Raw genomic sequence first — 24,705 nt, forward strand, 5'->3', positions numbered from 1 at the left:
TTCAGGTGGCGGCGATCCAGGCCAGGCTCCGGGCCGAGGCCGGGTCGGTGGCGCGCAGGCCCGCCTCGGAGACCGTCCAGAGCACGTCGCCGACCACGAGTGACCGCCGTACCGGCTGCCCCCACTGCCGTCGGCCGCTGTCGTTCCCGGCCGGGTGGGTCACCTCGCCGATCTCACTTATGGTGTCGCCGCTGACGCGCAACAGCCGGACACCGGCGTCGACCGGCAAGGCCACCAGGCCGGTTTCCGGGCGGTACAGGAAGGCGTGCGGGTCGTGCTCGGCGTGGGACCACCCGCCGGGCAGGTGCCACTGGTCCAGCCGGTCCGGCCGGCCCGGATCACGGACGTCGAAGAGTGACACCTGGACGCCCTTGGTCCGTCCCTGGCGGTCGGCCTCCTGACCGACACCGAGCAGGCGTTCCCCGGGCAGCGGATGCAGGTACGCGGAGTAGCCGGTGATCTTCAGCTCGCCGGTGACCCTGGGCGCGGCCGGATCGGCGAGGTTGAGCGCGTAGAGCGGATCGGTCTGCCGGAAGGTCACGACGTACGCGACCGGGCCGAGGTAGCGCACCGAGTAGATGCGTTCACCCCGCCCGAGGCCGCCGACCATGCCGACCGGTACCAGCGCCCCGTCGTCGTGACGCAGCACGCGAACCGCCGACTCGGAGGTGGAGCCGTCGTCCCGGAATTCGCCGGTGGTGGTGGCCACCCGCAGGTGCCCCGCCCACTCGGAGAGCGCGTACTGGTTGATCAACCGGCCGGGCACCGAGCCGGTGGCCACGAAGCGGGGACGCCCGGGCGCGGCGGTGTCGAACTGGTAGATGTCGGTGATCGGCTCGGCCGGCGAGGGCCGCCAGCGGGGCAGGCCGGTGATCGGTGTCGGACGCTGACCCGCCAGGTACAGGCTGGTCGCCGTGCCGTAGACGGTGTCGGCGTCGGCGGCCACCGCCACCGGGTCACCATCACCCAGCCGGTCGCTGGTGAGGTCGAAGCTGAGCACGGTGAGGGTGGCCGCGCCGGTCATCCGCTCGGGCCGGCTGAGTCGGTCGCAGCCGACCCGACCGGTGTGCCGCTCCGGCCCGGCGGTCCACTCGTACTCCGGCAGCCATGCCTCGACACCGGCCCGGGCGATCACCTTGCGGTTCCGTTCGGTGCGGACCTGGTCGGTGCCCTCGGACGCCAGCGGAAACTCCAGTCGGGCCGGCGCCCGGACCGCCACCCGGGCCGTGTCACCGGTCAACCGGGCGTCGACCGTGCTGCCCTGGATGCGGTACGTGCCGAGCACCAGGGGACGGCCGGCCAGGTCGATCAACAGTAGGCGGGTACCACCGGGACGCCTGATCGAGCGCAGCGCGTCGGCCGGGCGCGGGGGGTCTTCGCCGAGTACCAGCGCGTGGTCGCCGAGCAACAGCAGGCGGTGCTCCTGCCAGCGCAGTTCCTCCCGGCCGTCGGCCAGGTCGAGTCGCCCGGTGACGCGGCGGCTCACCGGATCGACCACCCGCAGCACCCCGCCGGTGACTGTGACGATCCGTCGGCCGTCGGTCTTCACCAGGTCGGGTTCGTCCGCGCCGGCCTCGTGGTTGTTGGTCGTCGAGTAATCCGTCCCGGCATCTTGGCCAGCGGCGTCGCCCGGCGCTCCGGCGAAGGTGCGGGCCATCGACTCCGCGCCGCCGATGGCCGCCGTCTTCAGCCCCCAGTCCTCGGCGAGACCGTACGGGCCGACCGAGGCGGTGGCCGCCGCCCGCAGCTCCGTGAGGGCGTCGGCGCAGGAGTCGAAGGCGACCAGGCCGACCGGCACCATCGGTGTTTCGGCAGTGCCGGGCCCGGTCGGCGGAGGTTGCGACACGGCCATGCTGCCGGCGAGCAGCGCGAGCGCGACCAGCGAACCGCCGGCCGTGGCGAACTTGGTGCCCCGTCTCATGGCCGGTTCGACGTGGCGAATCCGGGTTCGGTTCCAGCCGGAGCCGGCTGTTACAGCTTCAGGCGGTGGAGGGGCCGACGCCGGGGGACTCGACCAGCCGGGAGAGCACGATGGTGCTGCGGCTGGAGGTCACGAACGTCTCGGCCCGCAGCCGCTCCAGCGCCTCCTCCAGGTGGGCGATGTCGGCGGCACGCAGGTGCACCAGCGCGTCGGCCTCGCCGGAGACGGTGTACGCGCCGACCACTTCGGGGTGGCGGCGCACGGCGGCGCCGATCTGGGCCGGGGTGGTCCGGCCCGCGCAGAACAACTCCACGAACGCCTCCGTGGTCCAGCCGACCGAGGCCGGGTCCACGATGGCCGTGAATCCCCGGATCACCCCGGCGGACCGCAGTCGATCGACCCGCCGCTTGACCGCCGGAGCGGAGAGCGACACGCGGGCGCCGATGTCGGCGTACGAGGCCCGGGCGTCGGCCACAAGCAGCGCAATGATTCGCTGGTCAACGGCGTCGATCTGCAATGTTCCGCCTCTGGGAAGCAATGTTTGCGGCTGTTACCAAAGTTCTACCGTACCTACCCTTGGTCACCGTGAACCAGCAGCGAGTGCCGCGAAAGCGGACATATCTCATGTGCTCCCCCGAGCACTTCGCGGTCGAGTACGCGATCAACCCGTGGATGGACGTGACGGCCCCGGTCGACGCGGAGTTGGCGGTCAAGCAGTGGGACCGCCTGCGGGAGACGCTGGTCGGCCTCGGCCACGAGGTGCACCTGCTGGTACCCGAGCCCGGCCTGCCCGACATGGTCTACGCGGCCAACGGCGCGTTCATGGTCGACGGCACGGTCTACGGGGCGCAGTTCAAGCACCAGCAGCGGGCCGCCGAGGCGGCCACGCACCGGGCCTTCTACGAGTCGCAGGGCTGGCGGTTCATCGCGCCGAACGAGACGAACGAGGGCGAGGGGGACTTCGCGTACCTGCCGGAGGCGCACGGCGGGCTGATCCTCGCCGGGCACGGCTTCCGTACCGAGTTGCCGGCGCACGCCGAGGCGCAGGAGGCGCTTGGTCGGCCGGTGGTCTCACTGCGGCTGGTCGACCCGCGCTTCTACCACCTGGACGTGGCGCTCGCCTCGATCGACGACGGCAACATCGTCTACTACCCCGGTGCCTTCTCCGCTGCCAGTCAGCGGGTGCTCGCCCAACTCTTCCCGGACGCGGTGCTGGCGGACGACGAGGATGCCCTCGCCTTCGGGCTGAACCTGGTCAGCGACGGGGCCAACGTGGTGCTCAACAGCGAGGCCACCCGGCTCGCCGGTCGGCTCAAGGCGGCCGGCTACGCCCCGGTGCCGGTGGAGTTGGCCGAGCTGAAGAAGGGCGGTGGCAGCGTGAAGTGCTGCATCGCCGAACTGCGGTACTGAGAGTCGATCAACGGACGAGGCCGTCCCCGGGCCGGGGACGGCATCGCGCAGTCCTCGACCTGGTCAGCCGAGCGTGGCCAACTCGTTGACCAGCACGTTCGACACCACCTGGCCGTCGCGCTGCACCTCACGCAGGTACCACTTCTGCTGTGGCGTACGCGGCTGGTTGAACTGCCAGGCACCGCGTGGGCTGTCGATCTGCCCGATCCGGCCCAGCGCGAGGTTGACCTGCTGCGGGGTGGGTGCCGGGCCGGCGAGCCGGATCGCCTGGTCGAGCACCTTGGCCGCGTCGTACGAGGCCATCGCGTACGTGGTCGGGGAGGTGTTGTGCTTCTTGCGGTACGCCGAGGCGAACCGGCGGTTGGCCGCGTTGTTCAGGTCGGCGGAGTAGTTCAGGGCGGTACGGATGCCGAGGGCGTCGCTCGCCGGCCGGATGTTCTCCAGCACCGAACCCTCGGTGAGGAAGCCGGGGGCGTAGATCCGGCCCCGGAATCCGGCGTCGCGCAGCTGCATGATGAACTCCACGGCCGCCGTGCCGGAGTAGAAGCAGAAGACGACCGAGGGGTTGCCGGCCAGCGCGCGGTTGATGTCCGAGACGTAGGCGGTCCGGCTGGGGCTGCTGCTGCCGGAGGTCCAGACCACCTCGGAGGCGAGCCGCGGGTCGGACGCGCCGAACTCCTCGCGGAAGCCACGAAGCACATCCTCGACGCCGACGACCCCTTCCGGCAGGATCGTCGCGATCCGGTCGGAGGCGGCAAGCTCGTCCTTCAGGTAGCGGCCGAGCGCCCGGCCCGCCTCGTCGAGCACGTACGAGGTACGCCAGATGTAGACGACGCTCTGCAGGTTCGCAGGCGAGGCGTTGGAGCCGATCAACGGCACCCGGGCCTGCTCCACGATGTCCTTGATGCCGAACATGACCGACGAGCTGGCGACCCCGGTCAGGGCGAGCACACCCTGCTTGAGCAGTCCCTCGACGGCACCCTGACCGGACTTGACGTTGTCACCCTCGTCGGCCGTGACCATGTCGACCGGGTGGCCACCGAGTCGCCGGTCGTTGAGGTCGAGGTACAGCTCGAAGCCGTTGCTGAGTTCGTCGCCGACCGCCTTGCTCGGGCCGGACTGTGGCGCGATGAGCCCGATCTTGATCGGGCTCTCTGTGCCGGCCACCTCCGGCTCGGCGTCGGAGCCGCATGCGGCGACGAGCCCGCCCGTACCGAGCGCGGCCAGCAGCTGGAGTGCCCGCCTGCGGTTCATCTGCGACACCGAGTTTCCCTTCGAATGTGTTGCCGGGGCGCATCCGCCCCTTCGGCGTTCTACCTGCTCGGCGACGCTGCGTCAATGGCTAATGATCTTCGTGCAGAGACCGCAACGCGTCGGTAACCTCCGGCCACGCTGGCGAGTCCGGAGCGATAAGCCCGAAATGCTCGCACTCTGGTAGCTCAATCAGGCGGATTTCGGTGCCGGCGGCGCGGGCGGCAGCCACGTAATTTCGAGAGAGGTCGATGGGTACCTGCTGATCGAGCGTGCCGTGTATCACTACCGTGCGTGGCCGGAGGGGAACCAGAGACCGAGGATCCGCCGTCGCGTAACGCTCCGGCACGTCGGCCGGTCCGCCGCCGAGCAGCGCGGCCACGGCACCGGCGTCGAGATCCAGCCGGTACGCCTCGGCCAGGTCGGCGACCGGTGCGAGGGCCAGCACCCCGGCGACGGCACCGGGTGCGTGGGCCGCCGCGTACAGCGCGAGGTGCCCGCCGGCCGAGTGGCCGACCAGCACCGGTGGCGTGGCGGTGACTCGCCCCGGCAGCGCGACCTCGGCCAACCCGGGCAGCGCGGAGACTCCGGCCAGCACGTCGGTCAGGGTGCCGGGCCAGCCGCCGCCGGGCTGACCGGTCCGCCGGTACTCCAACTGGGCGACCGGGTACCCGAGCGCGGCCAGTGCGGTCGCCAGTGGCCCGGTGTGCCGCCGGTCGTACTCCGCGCGCCAGAAACCACCGTGCACCACCACCACCAGCGGACGGGGCGGTCCGGAGCCGGCCGGGCGGCGCAGGTCGGCGATCTGGTCCGGGTGTTCGCCGTAGGCGACGGTCGCGTCCGGTTCGGGCGCGGGGCGGGTCAGCACCGTACGGGGATCGGAGTGCATCGGGCGACGGTAGCGCGGCTCACCGGCCACCGTCAGATAGGTGCCGCCCGGGTAACAGGGCAGCGGGCCGCCGGACGCTGACGGGTACCGCTGGGTAAAGATGGAGGGCATGACCGAAGCGCGCTCCGCTGGACAGAACGACGAGCCCGACCGGGACGGTACCGGGCACTCCGGAACCGTGGTGGTGGTCGGACCGGACGGCCGGCCCGTCGGCACCGTGCAAGCCGACGAAGGATCTGGTGAGGATCCGTCGCGCCTGGTCGAACAGCCGGCCAAGGTGATGCGGATCGGCAGCATGATCAAACAGCTGTTGGAGGAGGTCAAGGCCGCTCCGCTGGACGATGCCAGCCGGCACCGGATGCGGGAGATCCACCAACGGTCGATCGTCGAGCTGAAGGAAGGGCTCGCCCCCGAGCTGCGGGAGGAGCTGGAACGGATCTCGCTGCCGTTCTCCGAGGACCAGGCACCGAGCGAGGGCGAGCTGCGCATCGCCCACGCCCAGCTGGTCGGCTGGCTGGAAGGGCTGTTCCACGGCATCCAGGCAGCTCTGGTCGCGCAACAGATGGCGGCCCGGGTGCAGCTGGAGCAGATGCGTTCCGGTCGGCAGGCGCTGCCCAGCGGACCGGCCGGGGCGATGCTGCCAGGCATGCCCGGCATGGGTCAGCCGGGCGGCGGTGAAGGACACAGCACCGGCCAGTACCTCTGACCATGAGTCCGGCTGCGGCGCGCTCGTCGCGCGCCGCAGCCGACGGCTCAGTCCGCCCCGAAAACCTTCTCCAGGTACGCGGCTACCCCGTCGGACGAGTTCGCCGGGGCGACCTCGTCGGCGACCGCCAGCACCTCCGGATGCGCGTTGGCGACCGCCACCGCCCGCCCTGCCCAGGTGAGCATCGGCAGGTCGTTGGGCATGTCACCGAAGGCCAGCACGTCCGGCGCGGCGACACCGAGGCGGTGGCAGTACCAGGCCAGGCCCGCCGCCTTCGTCACTCCGGCGGCCGAGATCTCCACCAGCCCGGAGTGTGAGGAGTGGGTGGCCTCCGCGAGCCCGGTGAGGGCGGCGGCGACCAGTCGGGTGAACCGGTCGGGGTCCTGCTCACCGGCCCGCGCCAGCAGCTTCACCGCCGGTGCTGACAGCAGTTCCTCGGCGGTCTGCACGGCTCGGATCGCCTCGTCGTCGGCGTCCCACCGCAACGGGTAGTGCGCCTCATGACGCATCTGCCGACCGTCGACGATCTCCACGGCGAGGCTCACCTCGGGTACCTCGGCACGCAGGCGTCGGACCACCTCGGCGAGCAGTTCCGGAGCCAGCGGGTCGGCCCGCAGCACCTCGTCGGTGCTCGGGTCGTAGACCACCGCGCCGTTGGCGCAGACCGCCGGCAGCGGCTCGGCCAGCTGGTCGTACACCAACCGGAGCCAGCGGATCGGCCGGCCGGTGACCAGGACGACCGGCGTGCCCTGGGCGGAGATCCGGGCCAGCACGTCGGCGGTGCGGGCGCTGAGGGTGCGGTCGTCGCGCAGCAGTGTCCCGTCGATGTCGCTGGCGACCAGGTGCGGCGTGGAATCCATCACCGGGACAGTAGCCGGTCGAGATAGATCGCCACCCCGTCGTCGTCGTTGCGCAAGGTGACCTCGTCGGCGACCGCGCGCAGGCTCGGGTGGGCGTTGGCGACGGCCACCCGACCCCAGCCGGCCCACTCGAACATCGGCAGGTCGTTGGGCATGTCACCGAAGACCAGCACGTCCGCCGGGTCCACCCCGAGGGTCTGTGCGATGACGCTGAGCCCGGAGGCCTTGTCCACGCCGGGCGGGCAGATCTCGATGAAGCCCAGGCCCGCCTGGGTGAGGGTGGCCAGATGCGGCGGCACGATCTCCCGGGCGACGGCCAGCAACTCGTCCACGTGGTGATCGGCGGTACGCGCGAACGCCTTGATCACATCGCCGGCGAGGCACTCCGTGCGGCTGCGCACCTCGAACGCGTCCTGATAGGGCCACGCGGGATGATAGTCGCCCCAGAGCGGCGCCTCGTGCTCGTCCGACGCCTCCACCATGACCGTCAGCGGGCCGACCGCGGCCTCCAGTTCAGCCAGCAGGACGGCCAGCACCTCGCTGGAGAGGCGCTCGTCCCGCAGCACCACCGGCCCCTCCGGGTCGCTCTGGTCGACCACCCTGCCGCCGCCGGCCAGCACGAGGAAATCGGCGGCGCGGATGTCGTTGCGGGTCAGTTCGGTCAGCCGAGGGCCGCGACCGGTGGCGCCGACCACCGGGATACCAGCGGCGCGTACCCGGTCGAGCACCTCGTGGGTGAAGGCCGACACGGTGTCGTCGCTGCGGACGAGCGTCCCGTCGAGGTCGGTGGCGATCAGCTTGGGCAGTCCCGGGCGGGTCATGGTTCCTCCTTCGCCCGCCGCCGTCGCGACCAGCCGTTCACCTCGTCGATCGGCGACCCGGCGTGACGGCGGGCAGCAACCGTACCTCGCACAACCGGTCGCAACCATGGCTTCCAGGCGAATCGGGTGCCAACGGGCGACACACCGGAGGTGACCTCGTGACCGGGTTCGGTGGATCAGTCGGTCGGTGCCTCCCGGGCGAAGGGCACCGTCGGTGTGACGGTTATGTCCGCAGGTGGGCGTTCCCCCTCCGGCTCCGCGTCCATCGACGGTCGTCGGCCGCGCCGTCGCGGGCCGTCCGACCCCGGCCGGGCGTCGGCCGGTCCGGGAGAGGCCCGGAGGAGCGCAGCGGCGAACAGCCCGACGGCGACGAAGCCGGTGATCAGACCGCGCCCGTACTCGACGTCGAAGGTCAGTTCCGGGTTCAAGTACATTCCCCGGCCCAGGGTGTCGTCGAGTGCCGTCGCGGTCGTCGCCAGCAGCGCGAGCACACCCGCGGCGAGTGCCAGTCCGGCCACCCGGGCATTCGCCCGGACCGCGTCCGTACCGCGCACCGCGAGCGCCACCGTGGCACCGAGCGCGAGCAGCCCGACCAGGTATGCCGAGCCCAGCCCGAGGTCGGAGATGCCGCTGGTCACCTGTAGCGGGGTGTCCGGATCCGGTCCGCCGTTGGGGATCGTGATCGTCGACCACTCGCCGAGCAGCGACGCCAGAGCCGCCACCGCGCCGAGCCCGGCCAGCAGCACCGGCACCCGGTGGTCACCGCCGAGGCCACCGAGAGCCCGCCGGAACCGGCCGGTTGCCGGCGACTCGTCCTCCGCCCCCCACTCGATGACGCTGGCACCGTCGGTGCGGTCGTCCTGACGGGGAATGGGGAGGTCGTGGGTCATCACTCACCCTCTCCTGATGGCCGGGACGCGCGTCCGCCGCGCCACGAGGTCCGGGTCGCATCATGACACAGCCGGGTCGCGACGCCGGGGAACAACCACGCGGCCGGGGGCGGTCGGTCGCCTGCCGGCCCTCGGTGGACTAGCGTCAGGTGCATGCCTATCCGTACCGCTTCCGCACGCTGGCAGGGCAACCTCACCGAGGGGTCCGGCACCATCCGCACCGGCAAGGGCGGGCTGGAGGGGAACTACTCCTTCAAGTCCCGTTTCGAAGAGGGTGAGGGCACCAACCCCGAGGAACTGATCGGTGCCGCGCACGCCGGCTGCTTCTCGATGGCCTTCTCCAAGGCGCTCGCCGACGCCGGCACGACGCCCACCTCCGTGGAGACCACCGCCAAGGTGCACCTCGACAAGACCGACGCCGGGATGACCGTGACCCGGATCGAGCTGGACACCGTCGGTGCGGTGCCCGGCATCGACGAGGCGCAGTTCGCCAAGCTGGCCGAGGCCGCCAAGCAGAACTGCCCGATCTCGCGCCTGCTCTCGCCCGGCGCCGAGATCACTCTCACCGCTCGCCTCACCTCCTGACCTACGCCCAGCCCACTCCACTCCCATTCCGCGCCGATCTTGCACTTTCGGTCTCCGTTACGCGGCTTCTGTGCCGGTTTGCGGCGACCGGAAGTGCAAGATCGCGGATGGGGTGGGGAGAATGGGAGCGTGGCGGTCGAGATGGAGCGGGAGCGGTTCGAGGAACTGGTCGGGGAGGCGCTCGACGAGGTTCCGGAGGAACTGCTGGCGCTGATGAGCAACGTGGTGATCCTGGTCGAGGACGACCCGCCGCCCGGCGAGGACCTGCTCGGCCTGTACGAGGGACACGCGCTGACCGAACGCGGCTGGGACTACGCAGGCGTACTGCCCGACCGGATCCTCATCTACCGCAACCCCATCCTGCGCATCTGCCACAGCGACGAGGACGTCGTCGACGAGGTGGCCGTGACCGTGGTGCACGAGATCGCCCACCACTTCGGCATCGACGACGCGCGCCTACACGAGCTGGGCTGGGGTTGACGTCTGCGTCCGGGGTTGCGGGCTGGCCCTACCGTCTCGGCCAGGTACGGCGAGTACGGGAGGAACCATGCGCAGCGAGCTGTTCTCGGCGGCGAATCTGGAGCAGGAGTCGACGCAACCCGGCATGCGGTTGCAGAACTCCAAGATGTTGAAGATCGAACTCGACGGTGAGGCGATGGCCCGGGTCGGTTCGATGGTGGCGTACCAGGGGCAGGTGCAGTTCCAGGCGCTCGGCTCCGGTGGGCTGGGCAACTTCCTCAAGCAGAAGCTCACCGGCGAGGGTGTGCCGCTGATGAAGCTCACCGGACGCGGCGACGTGTTCCTGGCCGACTTTGCCAAGGACGTGCACGTCATCGACCTGGAGCCGGGCGACGCCCTCTCCATCAACGGCTCCAGCGTGCTGGCCTTCGACGCCACGCTGCGCTACGACATCAAGATGGTCGGCGGGGCGGGCATGGCCTCGTCCGGCCTGTTCAACTGCGTCTTCACCGGGCACGGCAGGATCGCCGTCACCACCCGGGGAACGCCGGTCGTGCTCAACGTCGACGCGCCCACCTACGTGGACCCACAGGCCGCCGTCTGCTGGTCGGCGAGCCTACAGACCGGCTACCACCGGGCCGATCAGATCGGGCTCGGCACGCTGCTGGGCCGCACCACCGGTGAGGCGTACACGATGAGCTTCGCCGGCCACGGCTTCGTCGTCGTCCAGCCCTCCGAGGAGCCACCGATCATGGGCAGCGGCCAGCAGGACCAGGGCGGTGTGCTCGGCGGCCTGTTCCGGTAGGCCGCGGCGCGCCGGGCTCTCGCGCAGTCGGGGCCCGGCTGCGCCGGCCGGCGGCACCCGGGTCGCTCAGGTCAGCTCGCCCGCGCGTAGGCGGGCGAGCCAGGCGGCAGCATCCGTGTAGTCGGCGTCGGAGAGGCCCGCCGGGGCGGTCACCGGCCGTACCGGCGCCGATCCGTCCCATCGGTGCCGGGGGTACGAGCCGAGGAAGCGTACGTCGGCGCAGACCCGACGTAACCCCTGCAACGCCTCACCCAGCCGGACGTCCGCGACGTGACCGGTGCAGTCGAGGAAGAAGACGTAGCGGCCGAGGGCCTCGCCCGTTGGTCGGGACTCGATCCTGGTCAGGTTGACGCCCCGGACCGCCAGTTCCATAAGCACGGACAGCAGCGCGCCCACCCGGTCGTGCGCGATGTAGACGGCGAGCGACGTCACGTCGTCGCCGGTGGGCGGCGGAGGCGGACCGGGCCGCGACAGCAGCGCGAAGCGGGTCACCGCGTCGGGATGATCGGCGATCTTGTCGGCCAGGACGGCGAGCCGGTGCCGGGTCGCGCCGATGGGTGCGCAGATGGCCGCGTCGTACTCACCGTTTGCCGCGCCGGCCGCCGCCGCTCCGTTGGACAGCACGTCCACCACGACCGCGTCGGGCAGGTGGGTACGCAGCCAGCCCCGGCACTGGGTGGACGCCTGCGGGTGTGCGGCGATGCTGCGCACCGACGGCAGCAGGGTTCCCGCCCGTGCCCCGAGCACGAACTCCACCGGCAGGATCACCTCCCGGGTGATCACCAGCGGCTCTCCCTCGGCCAACTCGTCGAGGGTGACCCCGACCGCGCCCCCGATCGAGTTCTCCAATGGCACCAGAGCCGCGTCGGCCTCGGCGGCGCGGACGGCCTCCAGCGCCTCGCCGACGCTGCGGGCCGGCGTGCGGCTGCCCCGCTCGGCAGCGGGCACGGTGCGTAGTGCCTGCTCGGCGAAGGTGCCCTCGGGCCCGAGGTAGACGAAACGGGTCGGCGGCGTTCCCGGCATGCCTTCAGCCTACGCACCCGGAGTTGGCGACGGGCCCGACGGACCGCCACCGTCACTGCCACAGGCCAGGGTCTGGATGCCGGCCGGGCTGGCGACCCGCACCTCGGCCGTGCACACGTCGGTGCCGGCGGTCACCAGGCGCAAAGATCCGGACCGGTCCCGGCTGACCACCTGGAGCGGTTCGTATCCGGAGACGTCGAGGGTGGTCAGGTGCCAGTCGGCGGCACACAACGGACCGTTGCGGACGCTGACCCGAGCGCTGCCGGGCAGCAGCCCACGACGGCCACGTACCAGCTCGATGATCTGCTTCCCGGACGGCTCGCCGGGGCAGGCCACCGCGACCAGTCCCGGGTCGGCCGATGGCGTGGTCGGCACGGCACCCGGAAGTGCACCGAAAGACGGCGTGGCGGAACTGGTGGGGCTGCTCGTCGCCCGGCTGGGCGGCAGGGTCGGCAGACCGCCGCTGTCCCGTACCTCCGGGGGTGCGCCACATCCGACGGCCAACACGATCAGCACGGCAACACCGATCAGCCGGCCGTGCCGCCGGCACGGTCGGAGGAAGACCCCGGCAGGGGACCGGGAGCCAGCGGTGGGCCGATCGGGGTCCACGGGGAACGGCGAGGTGGGCGGCACGGGGTGGTCCTCAGGGCGGGAACTCTGGATGGCAGGTGGCCGAGCCCATGGTAGGAGGAAGTCAGACCTCGGAGAAGAAGGTGAGGGAGCCGGCCACTGTGCCGTCGGCGACCACGGGAGTGGAGATGGCGTCCACCGTCGCATCGGCCGCGTCCTCCGTGGCCGCCTCGATGCGTAGCAGGCCCCGGGCCAGTCGGCCGGAGGTGAGCGCCAGCAGCGGGGGGATCTTGTCGATCTCGGGCTCGGCCAACTCGCCCCGGTAGGCGGTGAAGTCGAGCAGTCGCAGCCCTCCGTCGAGCAGCGGCAGGCCGATCACGTCTTCCGGCGCACCCAGTTGGAGCAGCTCGCAAGCGGCGGTGGAGACGGCCAGCACCCGGGTCTCGGCGTCGATCAGCAGGCAGGGTTCGTCGGCGCTGGAGACCGTCGCCGACCACCGGCCGATGTTGTCGCACTCCGGCTCTGGCGGTGTCTCCCCGGAGGGCGCGAACACTTCCGAGAGCGAGAGTTCGACGTGGGCCACCGAGCCTCCTATGCACACCGACGGTACGTCCACGCTAGCCGGTCGCGGCAGCGACCGCCGACCGCGTTGGGCGTACGGTGCCGTCGGTGTTGATCAGTGCCCGGTCGGCGACGGCGCGGGCCGGCGGGAGCTGAGCCGTGCCCGGCCGCGTGGCGTCGCCGCTGACGTTACCGGCGGCCGGTCGGCTTGTCAGCGGCCATTCGGCCGTCCTCGTACCACCGGTAGTCCGCAGCCGGCGGGTAACCGCTGTCGCCCCAGGTGCCGGGGTGCTGCGCGACCCGGGACAGCTTCTCGGCGGTGGCCGGGCTGATCCGGTTTCCGCCGGCCACCAGGAGCCGGTCCAGCTCCCGGTGGGTCGCCATGAGGCAGTCCTTCGGCAGACCGTAGACGCTGATCACCCCGGAGCCCACGAAGGTGAGCACCGGGGTCACCGGGATCGGGTGGCCGACGGCCGCGGTCAGCGCCTTGCTCGCCCGTCGGGCGTCGCGACGTGCCTCGGCCACGTAGGGCGGGCGCTTGCCGTTGATCTGCACCACGTCACCGGCGACCAGGACGCGGGCCCGGCCGTGGTCGGCGATGGTGACGGCGAAGAGCCCGCTCGGGCCGATGGCCAGGAACCCGGCCCGGTTGTCCGCATGGTCGTCGAGGAGGGCATCGGCCACGTCGGTGCGGGGCCAGTCGATGACGTGCCAGGCCGGCCCGAGATGGTCGAGTTGACCGAGAGCGCGGGCACCGGCCGCTTCCAGCCGTCGCGCGCCCCGCTCCGCCCGGCGGCGGCGGGCCCACTCCAACGGAGACGGGCGAGGAGCTGCGACCACCCCGGGAGACTCGACCCGGGGGTGCGGTACCGCCACTGGCGGCAGCGCCCTGGCGGACGGTACGGCTCGACGTGCGGGGAAGACAGTCATCGCGACCTCCGGCAAAAGGTCCCTCGAAGTTACGTTCTCACTACCCTACGTTGCCAGTCCCGGTGGTCGGCAAGCCGGAGCGCCGGAATGACTGTGGATGAATGCCATATTCACCCACGGTTGTTTTACCGGATGCCGCCAAACCCTGCCCTACGCTGCGGGGGTGAGCCACCACGTGGACAGTGAGGTCGGCCGGCTCGGCACCGTCCTTTTGCACCGGCCGGGGCCGGAACTCGCCCGGCTGACCCCGCGCAACAACGATTCGCTGCTTTTCGACGCGATCCCGTGGGTGGGTCGGGCGCAGGAGGAGCACGACGCCTTCGCGGGAGCCCTGCGGGAACGCGGTGTCGAGGTGCTCTACCTGACCGACCTGCTCACCGAGACGCTGGCCGTGGCGGAGGCCCGGACGGAGCTGACCGACGAGGTGCTCAACTCGCCCCGGCTCGGCGACACCCTGCGCGCGCGGGTCGCCGCACATCTGGCGTACCTCGACCCGGCCGCGTTGGCCAGTGTCCTCGTCGCCGGCCTGGCCCACGAGGAGTTGCGGCTCGGCCGGGACCGCCGGGGTGGGCTCGTCTACACCCTGATGGACCGCCACGACTTCATCATCGACCCGCTGCCCAACCTGCTGTTCACCCGCGACTCGTCACTGTGGATCGGCGACCGGGTGGGTGTGACGAGTCTGGCGATGCCCGCCCGGCGGCGGGAGACCACACTTACCGACGCGATCTACCGTCACCATCCCCGGTTCGCCGGCACCGAGTTCGTCTACCGCCCGGGCCTGGAGCCCCTGGAAGGTGGGGACGTGCTGCTGCTGGCACCCGGCGTGCTGGCCGTCGGGGTCGGCGAGCGGACGACACCCGCCGGCGCCGAGCGGCTCGCGCGTCGGGTCTTCGCGGCCGGGCTGGCGCACACCATCCTCGTCGTACCGATCGCCCAGGAACGGGCCACCATGCACCTGGACACGATCTGCACGATGGTCGACGCCGACGCGGTGCTGATGTACCCGAACGTGGCCAGCAGCCTGTCGGCGTACACCGTCATCGCCGGTGCCGACGGTGCGGACCCGCGGGTCGACGGGCCGGCGCCGTTCCTGCGGGCCGCCGCCGACGCGATGGACCTGGACCGGCTACGGGTGATCGACACCGGGCTCGACCCGGTGACCGCCGAGCGGGAGCAGTGGGACGACGGCAACAACACCTTGGCGCTCGCGCCCCGACTCTGCGTCGGCTACGAGCGCAACGTCGAGACCAACGCCCAGTTGGAGCGGGCCGGCATCGAACTCATTCCGATTGCCGGCTCGGAGCTGGGGTCGGGGCGCGGCGGCCCCCGCTGCATGTCCTGCCCGCTGCTGCGGGAGCCGGGCAGGGCACCTTCCTGACGGCCGGGTGGAGCAGGTGCCCGGCGGGCGAATCAGCAGTCGGGGTCGCGGTCAGCGCAGGGTGAGCTGGCGGCCGAGCAGCCCCTGGCGGGACCGGCGGGCGCCGGCGTCGAGCGGGCCGGTCTCAGCCAGGGCGTCGGCGTACCGCTTGGCGAAGTCGGCGACCGGCTGCTCCCAGTCACCGGCCGGGATCTCCTCGGGCAGGTCCCAGACCGGCACCAGCCGCCCGTGGGCGCGGAACATGCCGGCGAACCGGGTCTGGTCGCCGAGGGTGAGCGAGCCGGCCGCACCGAGCCGGGCCAGCGCGTCCAGGGCGGCCTCCTCGGCCTCGGGCAGCACCCAGCGGACGTGGGCCTTGTCCGTCACCTGGCACCAGTACGCGGCACGCGCGGCGGTCAGTCGCACGGTGGGATAGATCGCCGCGTTGGCCCGCTCCAGGGAAGCCCGCACGGTCGGGTCCTCGGCGGCCTCCGGGGCCAGCCAGAACTCGAACCCCTCGTGCAGGCTGATCTCCAACGGCCCGTCGACCAGGATGTCCTGCAACCGGGAACCGGGGCCGGGCAGCGGCGGCACCGCGACCTGGGCGCCGGGGGCGGTACGCAGTGCGCAGAGCAGCGATTCGGCCAGGTCACGGGAGACGTCACCGGACTGGAGATGACGCTGGAGCCCGATGAAGATGTGGCCGTCCTCCCGGCTCATCGCGGGGGCGGCCATCGGCAGCACGGTGGCCAGCGTCACCGGCCGGTCGCCGTGCTCCTCGACGAGCGCCGGGGCGAGCCGCAGCGGCGCGGAAGCGGCTGGCACCAGCTCCCGCAGGGCGATCCACTCGGGCTCGTCCACCAGCCCCTCGAAGGGCCGGGGCACGAAGACGTCCCGGACCCGTTCCCGCTTGCCGGACGCAGCGGCGGCCCGCTGGTTCTTTCGACGCTTGCTCACGGCGAGACAGCCTAGCGGGTGACACAGGCGCCGGAGCCCTCTGGTGGAGGGTGGGGCCGGACCCGACAACCGGTCGACCGACCGGCTCAGCCGGAGGTCACCAACGCCGTCTGGTCGGCGACCGGTTCGAAGTCGGCCCAGACGCTCTGACCGAGACCGTCGCGCTCCACGCCCCAACTGGTCGCCAGGCCGGAGACGATGTGCAGGCCCCGACCGTCGGCCGCGTTCGGGTCCGGCGGGCGGATCCGCGGGCCACCCGACGCGCCGCCGTCGGTGACCCGCAGCCGGAGCTGCGGCCCCTCGGGAGCGTGGCGCAGCCGCCAGGCGACCCGGACCACGCCGCCCGGCAGCGGGTCGGCATGCCGGACCGCGTTACCCACCAGCTCGGCCAGGACCGCAACCAGATCCGCAAGCATCGCCGGGGAGACGCTGCCGGCCAGCTCGGCGGCGAGCCGGTGCCGGGCGATCCGCGCCCCACTGGCGTGGTGCGGCACCACGACGCACCACGCGCGTTCGACAGCTGTCGTCGCCACCTCTGCCCCTCTTTCGCCCCGTGACCCCCACTGTCACCTGCGGGGCAGCCGCACCTCTGCGACCGTACCCCCACCATTTCTCGGGCGAAGGAATACCCACCCATTCTGTTGTTCAACGATCCGGCGCACGAGATAGAGGCCGAGACCGGTGCCGGGATAGCGACGTCGGTCGCCGGAGTCGCCCTGCCAGAAACGATCGAAGGCCCGTTCCACGTGCTCCGGGCGTACGCCGATGCCCCGGTCGCTGACCCGGAAGCAGACGGTCTGGCCGTCGGCACCGGCGGCGACGTCGATCGGGGAGTCGGGTGGGGAGTACTTTCCGGCGTTTGTGACGAGTTCGGTGAGCACGGTGGCCAGGCTCTGCCGATGGCCGATCGCCCTGGGCAGCTCGGCCGGCACCTCAAGGGTGATCCGTCGACGCAGGTCGGTGGGCAGGTCGGCGATCGCGACCCGGAGCGTCTCGGTGAGGTCGAAGGGTGCCGGCGGCCCGTCGCCCGGCCACGCCTCGGCCGCCGAGGCGAGCAGCCGGTCGAGCAGCCGGGCCAGTTCGTTGGCCCGCTGGCCGATCACCCGGGCGGCCTGCCGCCGGTCGGTATCGCTCAGCGACTCCCAGTGGTCGGTGAGGGTGTCCGCGTAGCCCTTGATGACCGTGACCGGGGTACGCAACTCGTGGCTGGTGACCGCGACGAAGAGATCCCGCTCGTGGTCGTGCCGCTGCTGGTCGGTGGTGTCCCGGAAGCTCACCACCCGCAGGGTGCCGGGGCCTGGCAGCTCACCCGAAGTGATCCGCAGCCAGCGCCCGCTCGGCAGGCGATGATCGAGGACCTGCCCGGAGGGCGGGAGCGGAAAGGGCAGTGGCTGGTTGATCGCCTCCGCGGTGGACCGGCCGGTCACCTGCGCGGCGGCCGGATTCCAGAGCCGGACCGTGGCGTCCCGGTCCACCACGGCCAGACCGTCGGCGAGCGCCGCGACCACCGGACCGTCGCCGTGCACCGGCAGGCCGCTCTGGTCGCCGTACATGTGGGCGATGCAGGAACCGAGGTAACCGACCACGCCACGGTGCTCGGCTGTGGGTTCCTCGTCGCCAGCGAGGTAGAGGGCGTGCAGGCTGCCGACGGCGTGGCCACCGATCTCGGCCCGGGAGACGACCATCCGCCGCAGGCCGCGCTGGGCCAGCTCGCTGGTGAGCGGGTTGGTGAACTGGTCGGTTCGGACGCACTGCACCCGGGGGCCGGCGAGCAGGCAGCTGGTGACCGGATCGTTGGCCGGCAGCGGCCGGCCGACGGTCCACTCGGCGGCGCCGGTGGCGGCGATCACCCGGCCGCCGCTGGGCGCGAACTCCACGAACGCCATCCCGGCGGCACCGAGTGCCGGCTGGGCCACCCGGAGCAGCTGGGTCAGCACCGGCAGACCCGCGTCACCGGAGTTGATCATCTCGATGACGGCTGTGTGCCCGGCGATGAGAGCGGAGTAGTCGGTGCGGTCCGGCATGACCCCGAGTCTGCCTGCCGTCCGCGTTCCCGGGCACCCCCGAGTGGCCTCAGGCTCTGACTACCTGTGCAACCGGGCGAGAGTCTGCGCCGGGCGGTCGGTGATCACGCCGTCCACCCCCGCCGCGAGCACGAGGTCGAGATCGGCCGGCTCGTTCACGGTCCAGACGTAGACCTGGTTGCCGGCTGCCCGCAGCGCCGGCACCAGGGCGGGACGGGCGCGGACCAGCGCGATCCCCGGTCCGGCGATGCCGGCACCGAACGGCAGCCGCCCCATGGGCAACCAGCGAGGCAGCACCTCCAGCAGGAGCACGGTCGGTAGCGCGGGGGCCAGCGCCCGGATCCGGCGTACCGCCAGCGGGGAGAACGACATCACGGTGACCCGTACGAGTGCGTCCGGGTGCGGGTCGACCAGACCGTACCGGCGCAGCAGGGCGACCAGCCGCCGTTCCACGTTGCCGCCGTAGCGGGACGGATGTTTGGTCTCCACCAGCAGCCGGACGGGCCGACCGGCGGCCAGCACCGCCGCCAGCAGCCGTTCGAGGGTGAGCAGTCGGGTGTGCGAATCGTCGAGCACCTCGTCGCCGTTGGCCGGAACACCTCCTGGATGCCAGGAACCGAAATCCAACTGCTCCAACTCGGCGAGCGTCCGGGCACTGACCAGACCCCGGCCGTTGCTGGTCCGGTCCAGCCGCCGGTCGTGTACGCAGACGAGGTGCCCGTCGCGGGTCAACCGGACGTCGCACTCCAGCCCGTCGGCACCCTCGTCGAGAGCGCGCAGATAGGCGGCGAGGGTGTGCTCGGGCAGGTCGTACGAGGCACCACGGTGGGCGAAGACGAGGGGTCCGTCCACGGCTCGCGTCCTACAGGACCCGGCCCGGCTGCCCGTCCGAGCCGACCACCGGTCGACCGGCCGCCGCCCAGTCGTCCATCCCGCCGGCGACGTTGCTCACCTGCTCCCAGCCGTTACGCAGCAGATACGCGACGACCTGAGCGGAGCGACCGCCGGAGCGGCAGATGACGGCCACGTCCCGGTCGGTCGGCACCTCGGCCAGCCGGGCCGGTAGTTCCATCATCGGCAGGTGGTGGGCGCCCGGGGCGTGACCGGCGCGCCACTCGTCGTCCTCCCGGACGTCGAGCAGGTACGTCTGATCGTTGATCTCGGGAACGGTCACGGTGGGTATCTGAGGTCCGAACACGGGTACCAAGCCTAGAACCTCGTGGGGCGGCGGCCCGCGACCGGACGGCGTTGCCCCGGCGGGCCCGGTCATCGGGCGGGTCAGAGCCGGGTCACCCAGCGCGGATGCGCACCGGCCCACTCCGACATCCGGCTGCCGCGCACCGCCTCGAACAGCCCGTCACCTTCGTCGTCGAGCCGGACGTAGGACACCTGGTCGATCATCTGGGGGTAGGACGGTACCTGCACGCCCCGTAGCCCGTCGGTGGCCAGTCCGTGCAGCGCTAGCAACAGGTCCTCCACCGGCACGCCGTTGGTGTCCAGGGTCAGGGAGCCGCCGACGGCCCCGATCAGCCGGTGCAGCCGTACCGGGTCGGTGCGGAGTCGGGTCTCACCGGCCTGCGCCAGCATCGCCCCCAACAGCTGTTGCTGGTGGGTCTGCCGGTCGTAGTCGCCGCCCGGCAGGTCGTAGCGCTGGCGCACGTAGTCCAGCGCCTGGTCGCCGTCCATCCGCTGGCAGCCGGGACGGAAGACCCGGTCGGTGTGGATCGACTTCACCTCGGCGCGCACGCACATGTCGACCCCGCCGAGCAGGTCGATCACGTTCCGGAGACCGGCGAAGTCGACGAGTGCGGCGCCGTCGAAGCGGATGCCGGTGAGCCCGGTCAGGGTGGCCGAGAGCAGGTGCGCACCGGGCCGGCCGCCGCCACCGTACTCGTACGCCGTATTGATCTTGTCCTCACCACCGGGGTAGCCGCCGCCCGGCGGGATCGTCACCAGCAGGTCGCGCGGCACGGAGACCAGGTAGCCCTCGCGTAGCCCGGGCGGCACGTGCACGATCAGGATGGTGTCGGTGCGCTGCTCGGAGCCGGCGTCACCGGGCCGGCGGTCCGAGCCGACGAGCAGGTAGTTGAGCGGGCCGTCCAGGTCGGTACGGTCGGCGCGGGCGCTCGGGTCGAGCAACTCCGCCCGGGTCATGGTGCTCTCGTACCGGTCGGTCAGCATCCGGAGCCCGACCACCGCGACCGTGGCCAGCAGCATCGCCGCCAGCCCGATACCGAGCAGTACGCGAGGCCACCGCGGTCGCCGGGTACGCGCGCCCGGTGCCCGCTCTCCGCTCGTACGCCTCCTGGCCGTGACGTTCCTCCCGCGAACCTGACGTGAATCTGACTCACATCAGGCTACGGAAGTGTCACGAAGAGTGACGGTGGTTTCGGCTATCGCGCTGCCCCACCCGTCACTTCCGTGAAGAGATCACCTCGGGGTTGTAGAAGACGAACTCGGCGAGCTTGTCCTTTCGGACCGCCTGGAACATGTCCAGGGTCTGCTCGCTGAGCGCCTCGGTGCCGTTGCCCTTGGCGTTGTACGTGCCGCCGTTGGTCTTCAGCATGATCAGCTCGTTGCCGGTCACCCCGCGCATGGTGAAGACGAAATCCTCCACCGGCACGCCACCGGTGTCCAGGATGAACGCCTTGCCGGCCGCCTTGATCAGCTCGTTCAGCTTGACCGGGTTGGTCAGGCTCCCGTTCTGGGTGGCCTTCTTGGCCATCGCCTTGATCAGCTGCTGCTGGTTCTGCTGGCGGTCGTAGTCGCTGTTCTTGAGGCCGTACCGCTGGCGGGAGAAGTCCAGGGCCGCCCAGCCCTCCATCTCCTGGCAGCCCTTCTTGTGCACCACCGGGGTACGCGACTTGCCGGTCTTCTTGGCGTCCGCGTTCCACATCGGCTTGCCGTCGACGTACGACATGTGGATCGAGGTGACCTCCTGCTTCGGGCAGATGCGCACCGAGCCGAGGGCGTCGATGACGTTCTTGAAGCCGCCGAAGTTGATGATGGCTGCACCGTCGAAGCTGACCCCGGTCATGCCCTTGATGGTCTGCGCCATCAACTGGGCGCCGCCCTCCCAGCCGCCGCCGTTCTGGGCACCGGCCTGGAACGCGCCGTTGATCTTGCCGACGCCGCCCGGGTAACCGGTCTTCTCGAACGCCGGGATCCGCGCCTCGGTGTCCCGCGGGATCGAGATCAGGTACGCCTGGTCGTGGGTGGCCGGGATGTGCAGCACGATGATGCTGTCCGCGCGTACGTCGTCCGCCGCCCACCGCTCCCGGGCGTCGACCCCCAGCAGCAGCATGTCGATCGGGCCCTTGAGATCGGCCCCACCCTCCGCGGAGGTCTTACCGGCCTCACCGAGCAGGTTGCGCTGGGAAATGCTGCCGGTGGCCTGACTGATCAGCGCCTTGCTGCCGACGATCGCCACACCGCTGGTCATCATCAGCGCGGCGCCGAAGATCACGGTGAGCCGGGCCCAGAGCGGGTCCTTGCGCCGGGTGCGCTTCTTGCCGGTCTTGCCGGGACCTTCGTTCGTGACGGTCGGCGGGGCGGCGGACGCACGCGGCGGCTCAAGCAGGGAGGGGCTGTGAACCGGCATGCGTGCTCCAGCTCGTGTACGCAGAAGGGGGCGGGAACACTTTACGTTCGCATTCCGGTGCTGGCGAGTTCGTGTGGTGTCCAGTTCACGTTCTCCGCCGCGTCATCCTGCTGGTTTGGCCGATCGTCCACAACTAAGTGGACGATCGGCCGTTCCGGTAGTCGCTGGTGCTCAGCCGTTGCCGTTGGCCGGCTGCTTGTTGGCCTGCATCCAGTCGGCCATCGTGTCCGCGGCCATCGCCCGGTACATGGTCAGCGCCTTCTCCCGGTCCGAGACGACCACCGACTCGCCGTTGATGGTCTGGCTGCCCAGGTGTGGGCTGGTGACGAAGGTCAGGTTCTCGCCGCGCAGGTTGCGGAACTGCACCGCCATGTCGGTGAGCGAGAAGCCCTGGTCGACGGTGACCGCTTCGGTGACCGACTGGAGGAAGGCGTTGAGCTTCTTCGGGTTGGTAAGCGTGCCCGAGCTGGCCGCCTTGTCCATCAGCGCCCGCAGGAAATCCTGCTGGTGGCGCATCCGGGCGAAGTCGCCGTCCGGGAACTGCTTGCGCTGGCGGATCCAGTCCAGGGCCTCGGTGCCGTTCATGTGGTTGGTGCCCTTGGTGAACTTCCGGTACGGCTTGTGGATCGAGGTGATGGTCCGCTCCACCTCCAGGTCCACCCCGCCGAGGGCGTCGGTGACCTGCTTGAACCCGGCGAAGTCGATGGCCATCACGTGATCGATGTGCACGTCGGTGAAGCACTCGACAGTGCGTACCGCCAGGGGCAGTCCACCGAACGCGAACGCGGCGTTGATCTTGCGCCGTTGGCCCGTCTCACATCCGGCCCCGGCGCTCTCCGGGATCGGCACGTAGAGATCCCGCGGGATGGAGACGAGGTACGCCTGCTTGTGGTCGGCGGGGATGTGCATGACGATGATCGTGTCGGCCCGCCACTCGCCGGCCCGGTCCATCGGCGCGTCCGGATCCCGCGAGTCGGTGCCCACCATCAGGATGTTCAGCGCGCCGTTGACCGCCTTCGGCGGCCGGTCACCGGTGATCTCCGAGAACGGGTCGGTCCGCGCCATGTTGTTGTCGAGGCTGCGGGCGTAGAACCAGGCTCCCGCGCCGCCGATCAGGGCCAGCACCAGCACGGCGACCCCGGCCACCAGCGCGATACGACGCCAGTGCGGTCGCCGCCGCGGTGACGGACCGCCGCCGGGCCCGCCCGGACCCAGCGGACCGCGTGGTCCTCCCGCGCCGCCGGCCGGGCTCGGCTCATCGTCGTACGCCGGGTGCCACCGGGTGTCGGCCGGCGGGTTGGCCCGGCTTCCGCGTCCCGGGCCCGGCACCGCTGCCCGGCCGGCGCTGCGGTGCAGGCGGAGGGCCGGTAGCGCGGCGGGAATGGCTGCTGACATGTAACTCAATGTACGCAGCACGAGCCAATCCCGCCCCTACCGAGCGGTGCGCCGTCGGTGTCGACTACCCCAGCCGCTGGCGGAAGTGGTCGATGGTGCGCCGCAGTCCCTCCTCGGGAGCGACGGTGGGCTCGTAGCCGAGTGCTTCGCGGGCGAGGGTGAGGTCCGGACGGCGCATCTCCGGGTCGTCGGCACTGCGCGTGACGTAGGTCACCTCGGACCGGCTGCCGCAGAGTGACACGATCGTCTCGGCCAGCTCCCGCATGCTCATCTCGTGCTCGGTGCCGCAGTTCACCGGCCCGCTCTCGGTGGAGTCCAGCAGCAGCAGGATGCCCCGGACCAGGTCGGCGACATAGCAGATGGAACGGGTCTGGTTGCCGGTCCCGTGCACGGTGATCGGCTCGTTGCGTAGCGCCTGGGAGATGAAGGTCGGGATGGCCCGACCGTCGTCCGGCCGCATTCTCGGCCCGTAGGTGTTGAAGATCCGCACGATCGCGGTGTCCACCCCGCGACTGCGGCGGTACGCCATCGTCGCGGCCTCCGAGAACCGCTTCGCCTCGTCGTAGACGCTGCGAATGCCGATCGGGTTGACGTTGCCCCAGTACGATTCCCGCTGCGGGTGTTCCTTCGGGTCGCCGTACGCCTCGGAGGTGGAGGCCATCAGGAACCGGGCGCCGTCGGCGGCGGCCCGCTCCAGCAGGTGCAGGGTGGCCACCGAGCCGACCCGAAGGATCTCCACCGGCAGCTTCTCGAAGTCGGTCGGGCTGGCCGGTGAGGCCATGTGCAGGATGGCGTCGAATCGTTCCGCCAACGCCGGATGGCTGGGCAGGCCGTCGGCGATGTCGGCTTCCACCAGGGTGAAGTTCGGCGTGTCGAGCAGGTGCGCGACGTTTTCCTTGGACCCGGTGACGAAGTTGTCGAGGACGACGACCGTGCAGCCGCGTTCGATCAGGGAATCCACCAGGTGCGACGGAACGAAACCGGCACCGCCGGTGACCAGGATCCGATGACCGGGACCGAAGCGCTGCTCAACCTTCATGACTGGTCAGCCTAAAGGAGCGGGTGGTGGGCCCGTCGTGACGGTCAGGCCAGTTCCCGGTAGCGACCCCGGTGGTGCAGCAGCGGCTCGGCGTCGTCGGCCAGCTCCACGCGCTCGATGGTCGCCTCCACCAGCAGGCCCCAGCCGTACTCCCGGCTGCCGTCGAGGCGGCAACCGGCCCAGCCACCCGCGTCGCCCGGCACCGGACCGTACGGCGTGTCGAGCCAGGTGCCGGTGGCGAAGAGGCCACCCGGTGACGGGAACAAGCCGGCGAACCGGTCGGCGAGCTGTCGGTGTGATGGACCGAGCGGTGTCACGGCGAACCGCCCCGTCTCCTCGACCGCCGCCCACAACTCCGACTCGGCGTCGACCAGTCCGAGCAGCCGTCCCGGCTCGCCCTCGGCGACCAGGGTCGACGACACCGTCAGCCCGGCCGGCCCGGGTGCCGTCCAGAGGGTCACCGGCGCGGCGAGCCGCCCCCGCAGCCGGCGTACGGGCGAACGTTGGTCGGCCGGCGCGGCGAACGGGTCGGTGTGGTGGATCCGGGCACCCGGCTCATGATTCACGTGAAACATTGTGACCCGTCCGTCCGGTTCTCGGCCTCGGCTACCGCTGGCGCGATGCGGCATGTTGCGGTATCTCCCGGTA

Annotated in this window: 27 protein-coding genes; 6 read left to right on the forward strand and 21 right to left on the reverse strand. The window is 71.2% G+C overall.

Annotated elements, in window-relative coordinates:
• Position 1 precedes the first annotated feature (1 nt).
• Complete coding sequence (locus Vse01_RS21190) at positions 2 to 1,921, reverse strand: beta-propeller domain-containing protein (RefSeq protein ID WP_093410849.1); 1,920 nt, start codon at positions 1,919 to 1,921, stop codon at positions 2 to 4.
• A gap of 58 nt (positions 1,922 to 1,979) precedes the next feature.
• Complete coding sequence (locus Vse01_RS21195; RefSeq protein ID WP_093410847.1) at positions 1,980 to 2,438, reverse strand: Lrp/AsnC family transcriptional regulator; 459 nt, start codon at positions 2,436 to 2,438, stop codon at positions 1,980 to 1,982.
• Between the two features lie 59 nt (positions 2,439 to 2,497).
• Here Vse01_RS21195 and ddaH point away from each other — a divergent pair, with 59 nt between their 5' ends.
• Positions 2,498 to 3,331 (forward strand): dimethylargininase, encoded by an 834-nt coding sequence (gene ddaH / locus Vse01_RS21200; protein ID WP_170863627.1) that lies wholly within the window; start codon positions 2,498 to 2,500, stop codon positions 3,329 to 3,331.
• 63 nt (positions 3,332 to 3,394) lie between these two features.
• Here ddaH and Vse01_RS21205 read toward each other — a convergent pair whose 3' ends face one another.
• On the reverse strand, positions 3,395 to 4,594 hold the full coding sequence (locus Vse01_RS21205) for an ABC transporter substrate-binding protein (protein WP_093410844.1): 1,200 nt from the start codon (positions 4,592 to 4,594) through the stop codon (positions 3,395 to 3,397).
• Between the two features lie 79 nt (positions 4,595 to 4,673).
• Entirely contained in the window at positions 4,674 to 5,471 is a 798-nt protein-coding gene (locus tag Vse01_RS21210; protein WP_093410841.1) for an alpha/beta hydrolase family protein, read from the reverse strand.
• 100 nt (positions 5,472 to 5,571) lie between these two features.
• Between Vse01_RS21210 and Vse01_RS21215 the strand changes: the two genes are divergently transcribed.
• Positions 5,572 to 6,177, forward strand: coding sequence for a bacterial proteasome activator family protein (locus tag Vse01_RS21215; protein ID WP_093410838.1), 606 nt, complete (start codon positions 5,572 to 5,574; stop codon positions 6,175 to 6,177).
• 47 nt (positions 6,178 to 6,224) lie between these two features.
• On the opposite strand, the gene Vse01_RS21220 is transcribed toward Vse01_RS21215, so the two are convergent.
• From Vse01_RS21220 to Vse01_RS21230, 3 genes are all read right to left on the reverse strand, one after another.
• Complete coding sequence (locus Vse01_RS21220; protein WP_093410837.1) at positions 6,225 to 7,037, reverse strand: HAD family hydrolase; 813 nt, start codon at positions 7,035 to 7,037, stop codon at positions 6,225 to 6,227.
• Positions 7,037 to 7,858, reverse strand: a complete 822-nt coding sequence (locus Vse01_RS21225) for an HAD family hydrolase (protein ID WP_093410835.1) — start codon at positions 7,856 to 7,858, stop codon at positions 7,037 to 7,039. The genes Vse01_RS21220 and Vse01_RS21225 overlap by 1 nt, the downstream gene beginning before the upstream one ends.
• A gap of 176 nt (positions 7,859 to 8,034) precedes the next feature.
• Complete coding sequence (locus Vse01_RS21230; protein WP_093410833.1) at positions 8,035 to 8,748, reverse strand: hypothetical protein; 714 nt, start codon at positions 8,746 to 8,748, stop codon at positions 8,035 to 8,037.
• A 153-nt stretch (positions 8,749 to 8,901) separates the two neighbouring features.
• Between Vse01_RS21230 and Vse01_RS21235 the strand changes: the two genes are divergently transcribed.
• The 3 genes from Vse01_RS21235 (at position 8,902) to Vse01_RS21245 (ending at position 10,597) form a co-directional block, all read left to right on the forward strand.
• On the forward strand, positions 8,902 to 9,333 hold the full coding sequence (locus tag Vse01_RS21235) for an OsmC family protein (RefSeq protein WP_093410831.1): 432 nt from the start codon (positions 8,902 to 8,904) through the stop codon (positions 9,331 to 9,333).
• A 141-nt stretch (positions 9,334 to 9,474) separates the two neighbouring features.
• Entirely contained in the window at positions 9,475 to 9,813 is a 339-nt protein-coding gene (locus Vse01_RS21240; RefSeq protein ID WP_170863629.1) for a metallopeptidase family protein, read from the forward strand.
• Positions 9,814 to 9,880: 67 nt separating this feature from the next.
• Positions 9,881 to 10,597, forward strand: coding sequence for an AIM24 family protein (locus tag Vse01_RS21245; protein ID WP_093410827.1), 717 nt, complete (start codon positions 9,881 to 9,883; stop codon positions 10,595 to 10,597).
• 66 nt (positions 10,598 to 10,663) lie between these two features.
• Here the strand turns inward: Vse01_RS21245 and pheA are convergent, their stop codons facing one another.
• From pheA to Vse01_RS21265, 4 genes are all read right to left on the reverse strand, one after another.
• The gene (gene pheA / locus Vse01_RS21250) at positions 10,664 to 11,620 is read right to left on the reverse strand and encodes a prephenate dehydratase (RefSeq protein WP_093410825.1); all 957 of its coding nucleotides are present in this window, start codon (positions 11,618 to 11,620) and stop codon (positions 10,664 to 10,666) included.
• 9 nt (positions 11,621 to 11,629) lie between these two features.
• Positions 11,630 to 12,151 (reverse strand): hypothetical protein, encoded by a 522-nt coding sequence (locus Vse01_RS21255; protein ID WP_093410912.1) that lies wholly within the window; start codon positions 12,149 to 12,151, stop codon positions 11,630 to 11,632.
• A gap of 163 nt (positions 12,152 to 12,314) precedes the next feature.
• Complete coding sequence (locus Vse01_RS21260; protein WP_093410823.1) at positions 12,315 to 12,773, reverse strand: PAS domain-containing protein; 459 nt, start codon at positions 12,771 to 12,773, stop codon at positions 12,315 to 12,317.
• Positions 12,774 to 12,940: 167 nt separating this feature from the next.
• Positions 12,941 to 13,681: a hypothetical protein gene (locus tag Vse01_RS21265; RefSeq protein WP_093410820.1), complete on the reverse strand. Its 741-nt coding sequence runs from the start codon at positions 13,679 to 13,681 to the stop codon at positions 12,941 to 12,943.
• A 163-nt stretch (positions 13,682 to 13,844) separates the two neighbouring features.
• Between Vse01_RS21265 and Vse01_RS21270 the strand changes: the two genes are divergently transcribed.
• Positions 13,845 to 15,062 carry an arginine deiminase gene (locus Vse01_RS21270; RefSeq protein ID WP_093410818.1) on the forward strand — a complete coding sequence of 406 codons (1,218 nt, stop codon included), beginning with the start codon at positions 13,845 to 13,847 and terminating at the stop codon, positions 15,060 to 15,062.
• A gap of 51 nt (positions 15,063 to 15,113) precedes the next feature.
• On the opposite strand, the gene Vse01_RS21275 is transcribed toward Vse01_RS21270, so the two are convergent.
• The 10 genes from Vse01_RS21275 to Vse01_RS21320 form a co-directional block, all read right to left on the reverse strand.
• Positions 15,114 to 15,998 carry a DUF5926 family protein gene (locus Vse01_RS21275; RefSeq protein WP_093410816.1) on the reverse strand — a complete coding sequence of 295 codons (885 nt, stop codon included), beginning with the start codon at positions 15,996 to 15,998 and terminating at the stop codon, positions 15,114 to 15,116.
• A gap of 86 nt (positions 15,999 to 16,084) precedes the next feature.
• Positions 16,085 to 16,531 (reverse strand): ATP-binding protein, encoded by a 447-nt coding sequence (locus Vse01_RS21280; RefSeq protein ID WP_093410814.1) that lies wholly within the window; start codon positions 16,529 to 16,531, stop codon positions 16,085 to 16,087.
• A gap of 33 nt (positions 16,532 to 16,564) precedes the next feature.
• Positions 16,565 to 18,022, reverse strand: a complete 1,458-nt coding sequence (locus Vse01_RS21285; protein WP_093410812.1) for a sensor histidine kinase — start codon at positions 18,020 to 18,022, stop codon at positions 16,565 to 16,567.
• Between the two features lie 60 nt (positions 18,023 to 18,082).
• On the reverse strand, positions 18,083 to 18,874 hold the full coding sequence (locus tag Vse01_RS21290) for a glycerophosphodiester phosphodiesterase (RefSeq protein ID WP_093410810.1): 792 nt from the start codon (positions 18,872 to 18,874) through the stop codon (positions 18,083 to 18,085).
• Positions 18,875 to 18,884: 10 nt separating this feature from the next.
• Positions 18,885 to 19,220, reverse strand: a complete 336-nt coding sequence (locus Vse01_RS21295; RefSeq protein WP_093410808.1) for a rhodanese-like domain-containing protein — start codon at positions 19,218 to 19,220, stop codon at positions 18,885 to 18,887.
• An 80-nt stretch (positions 19,221 to 19,300) separates the two neighbouring features.
• Complete coding sequence (locus Vse01_RS21300; RefSeq protein WP_093410806.1) at positions 19,301 to 20,239, reverse strand: LCP family protein; 939 nt, start codon at positions 20,237 to 20,239, stop codon at positions 19,301 to 19,303.
• A gap of 196 nt (positions 20,240 to 20,435) precedes the next feature.
• Positions 20,436 to 21,623, reverse strand: a complete 1,188-nt coding sequence (locus Vse01_RS21305; protein WP_232511462.1) for an LCP family protein — start codon at positions 21,621 to 21,623, stop codon at positions 20,436 to 20,438.
• Positions 21,624 to 21,794: 171 nt separating this feature from the next.
• Positions 21,795 to 23,018: an LCP family protein gene (locus tag Vse01_RS21310; protein WP_093410804.1), complete on the reverse strand. Its 1,224-nt coding sequence runs from the start codon at positions 23,016 to 23,018 to the stop codon at positions 21,795 to 21,797.
• Positions 23,019 to 23,082: 64 nt separating this feature from the next.
• A complete protein-coding gene (locus Vse01_RS21315) occupies positions 23,083 to 24,057 on the reverse strand; it encodes an NAD-dependent epimerase/dehydratase family protein (RefSeq protein ID WP_093410802.1) in 975 nt (324 codons plus the stop codon).
• 44 nt (positions 24,058 to 24,101) lie between these two features.
• Positions 24,102 to 24,686: a flavin reductase family protein gene (locus Vse01_RS21320; RefSeq protein ID WP_373870698.1), complete on the reverse strand. Its 585-nt coding sequence runs from the start codon at positions 24,684 to 24,686 to the stop codon at positions 24,102 to 24,104.
• Positions 24,687 to 24,705 lie beyond the last annotated feature (19 nt).

Source organism: Micromonospora sediminimaris (assembly GCF_016863575.1).
Lineage (GTDB): Bacteria > Actinomycetota > Actinomycetes > Mycobacteriales > Micromonosporaceae > Micromonospora > Micromonospora sediminimaris.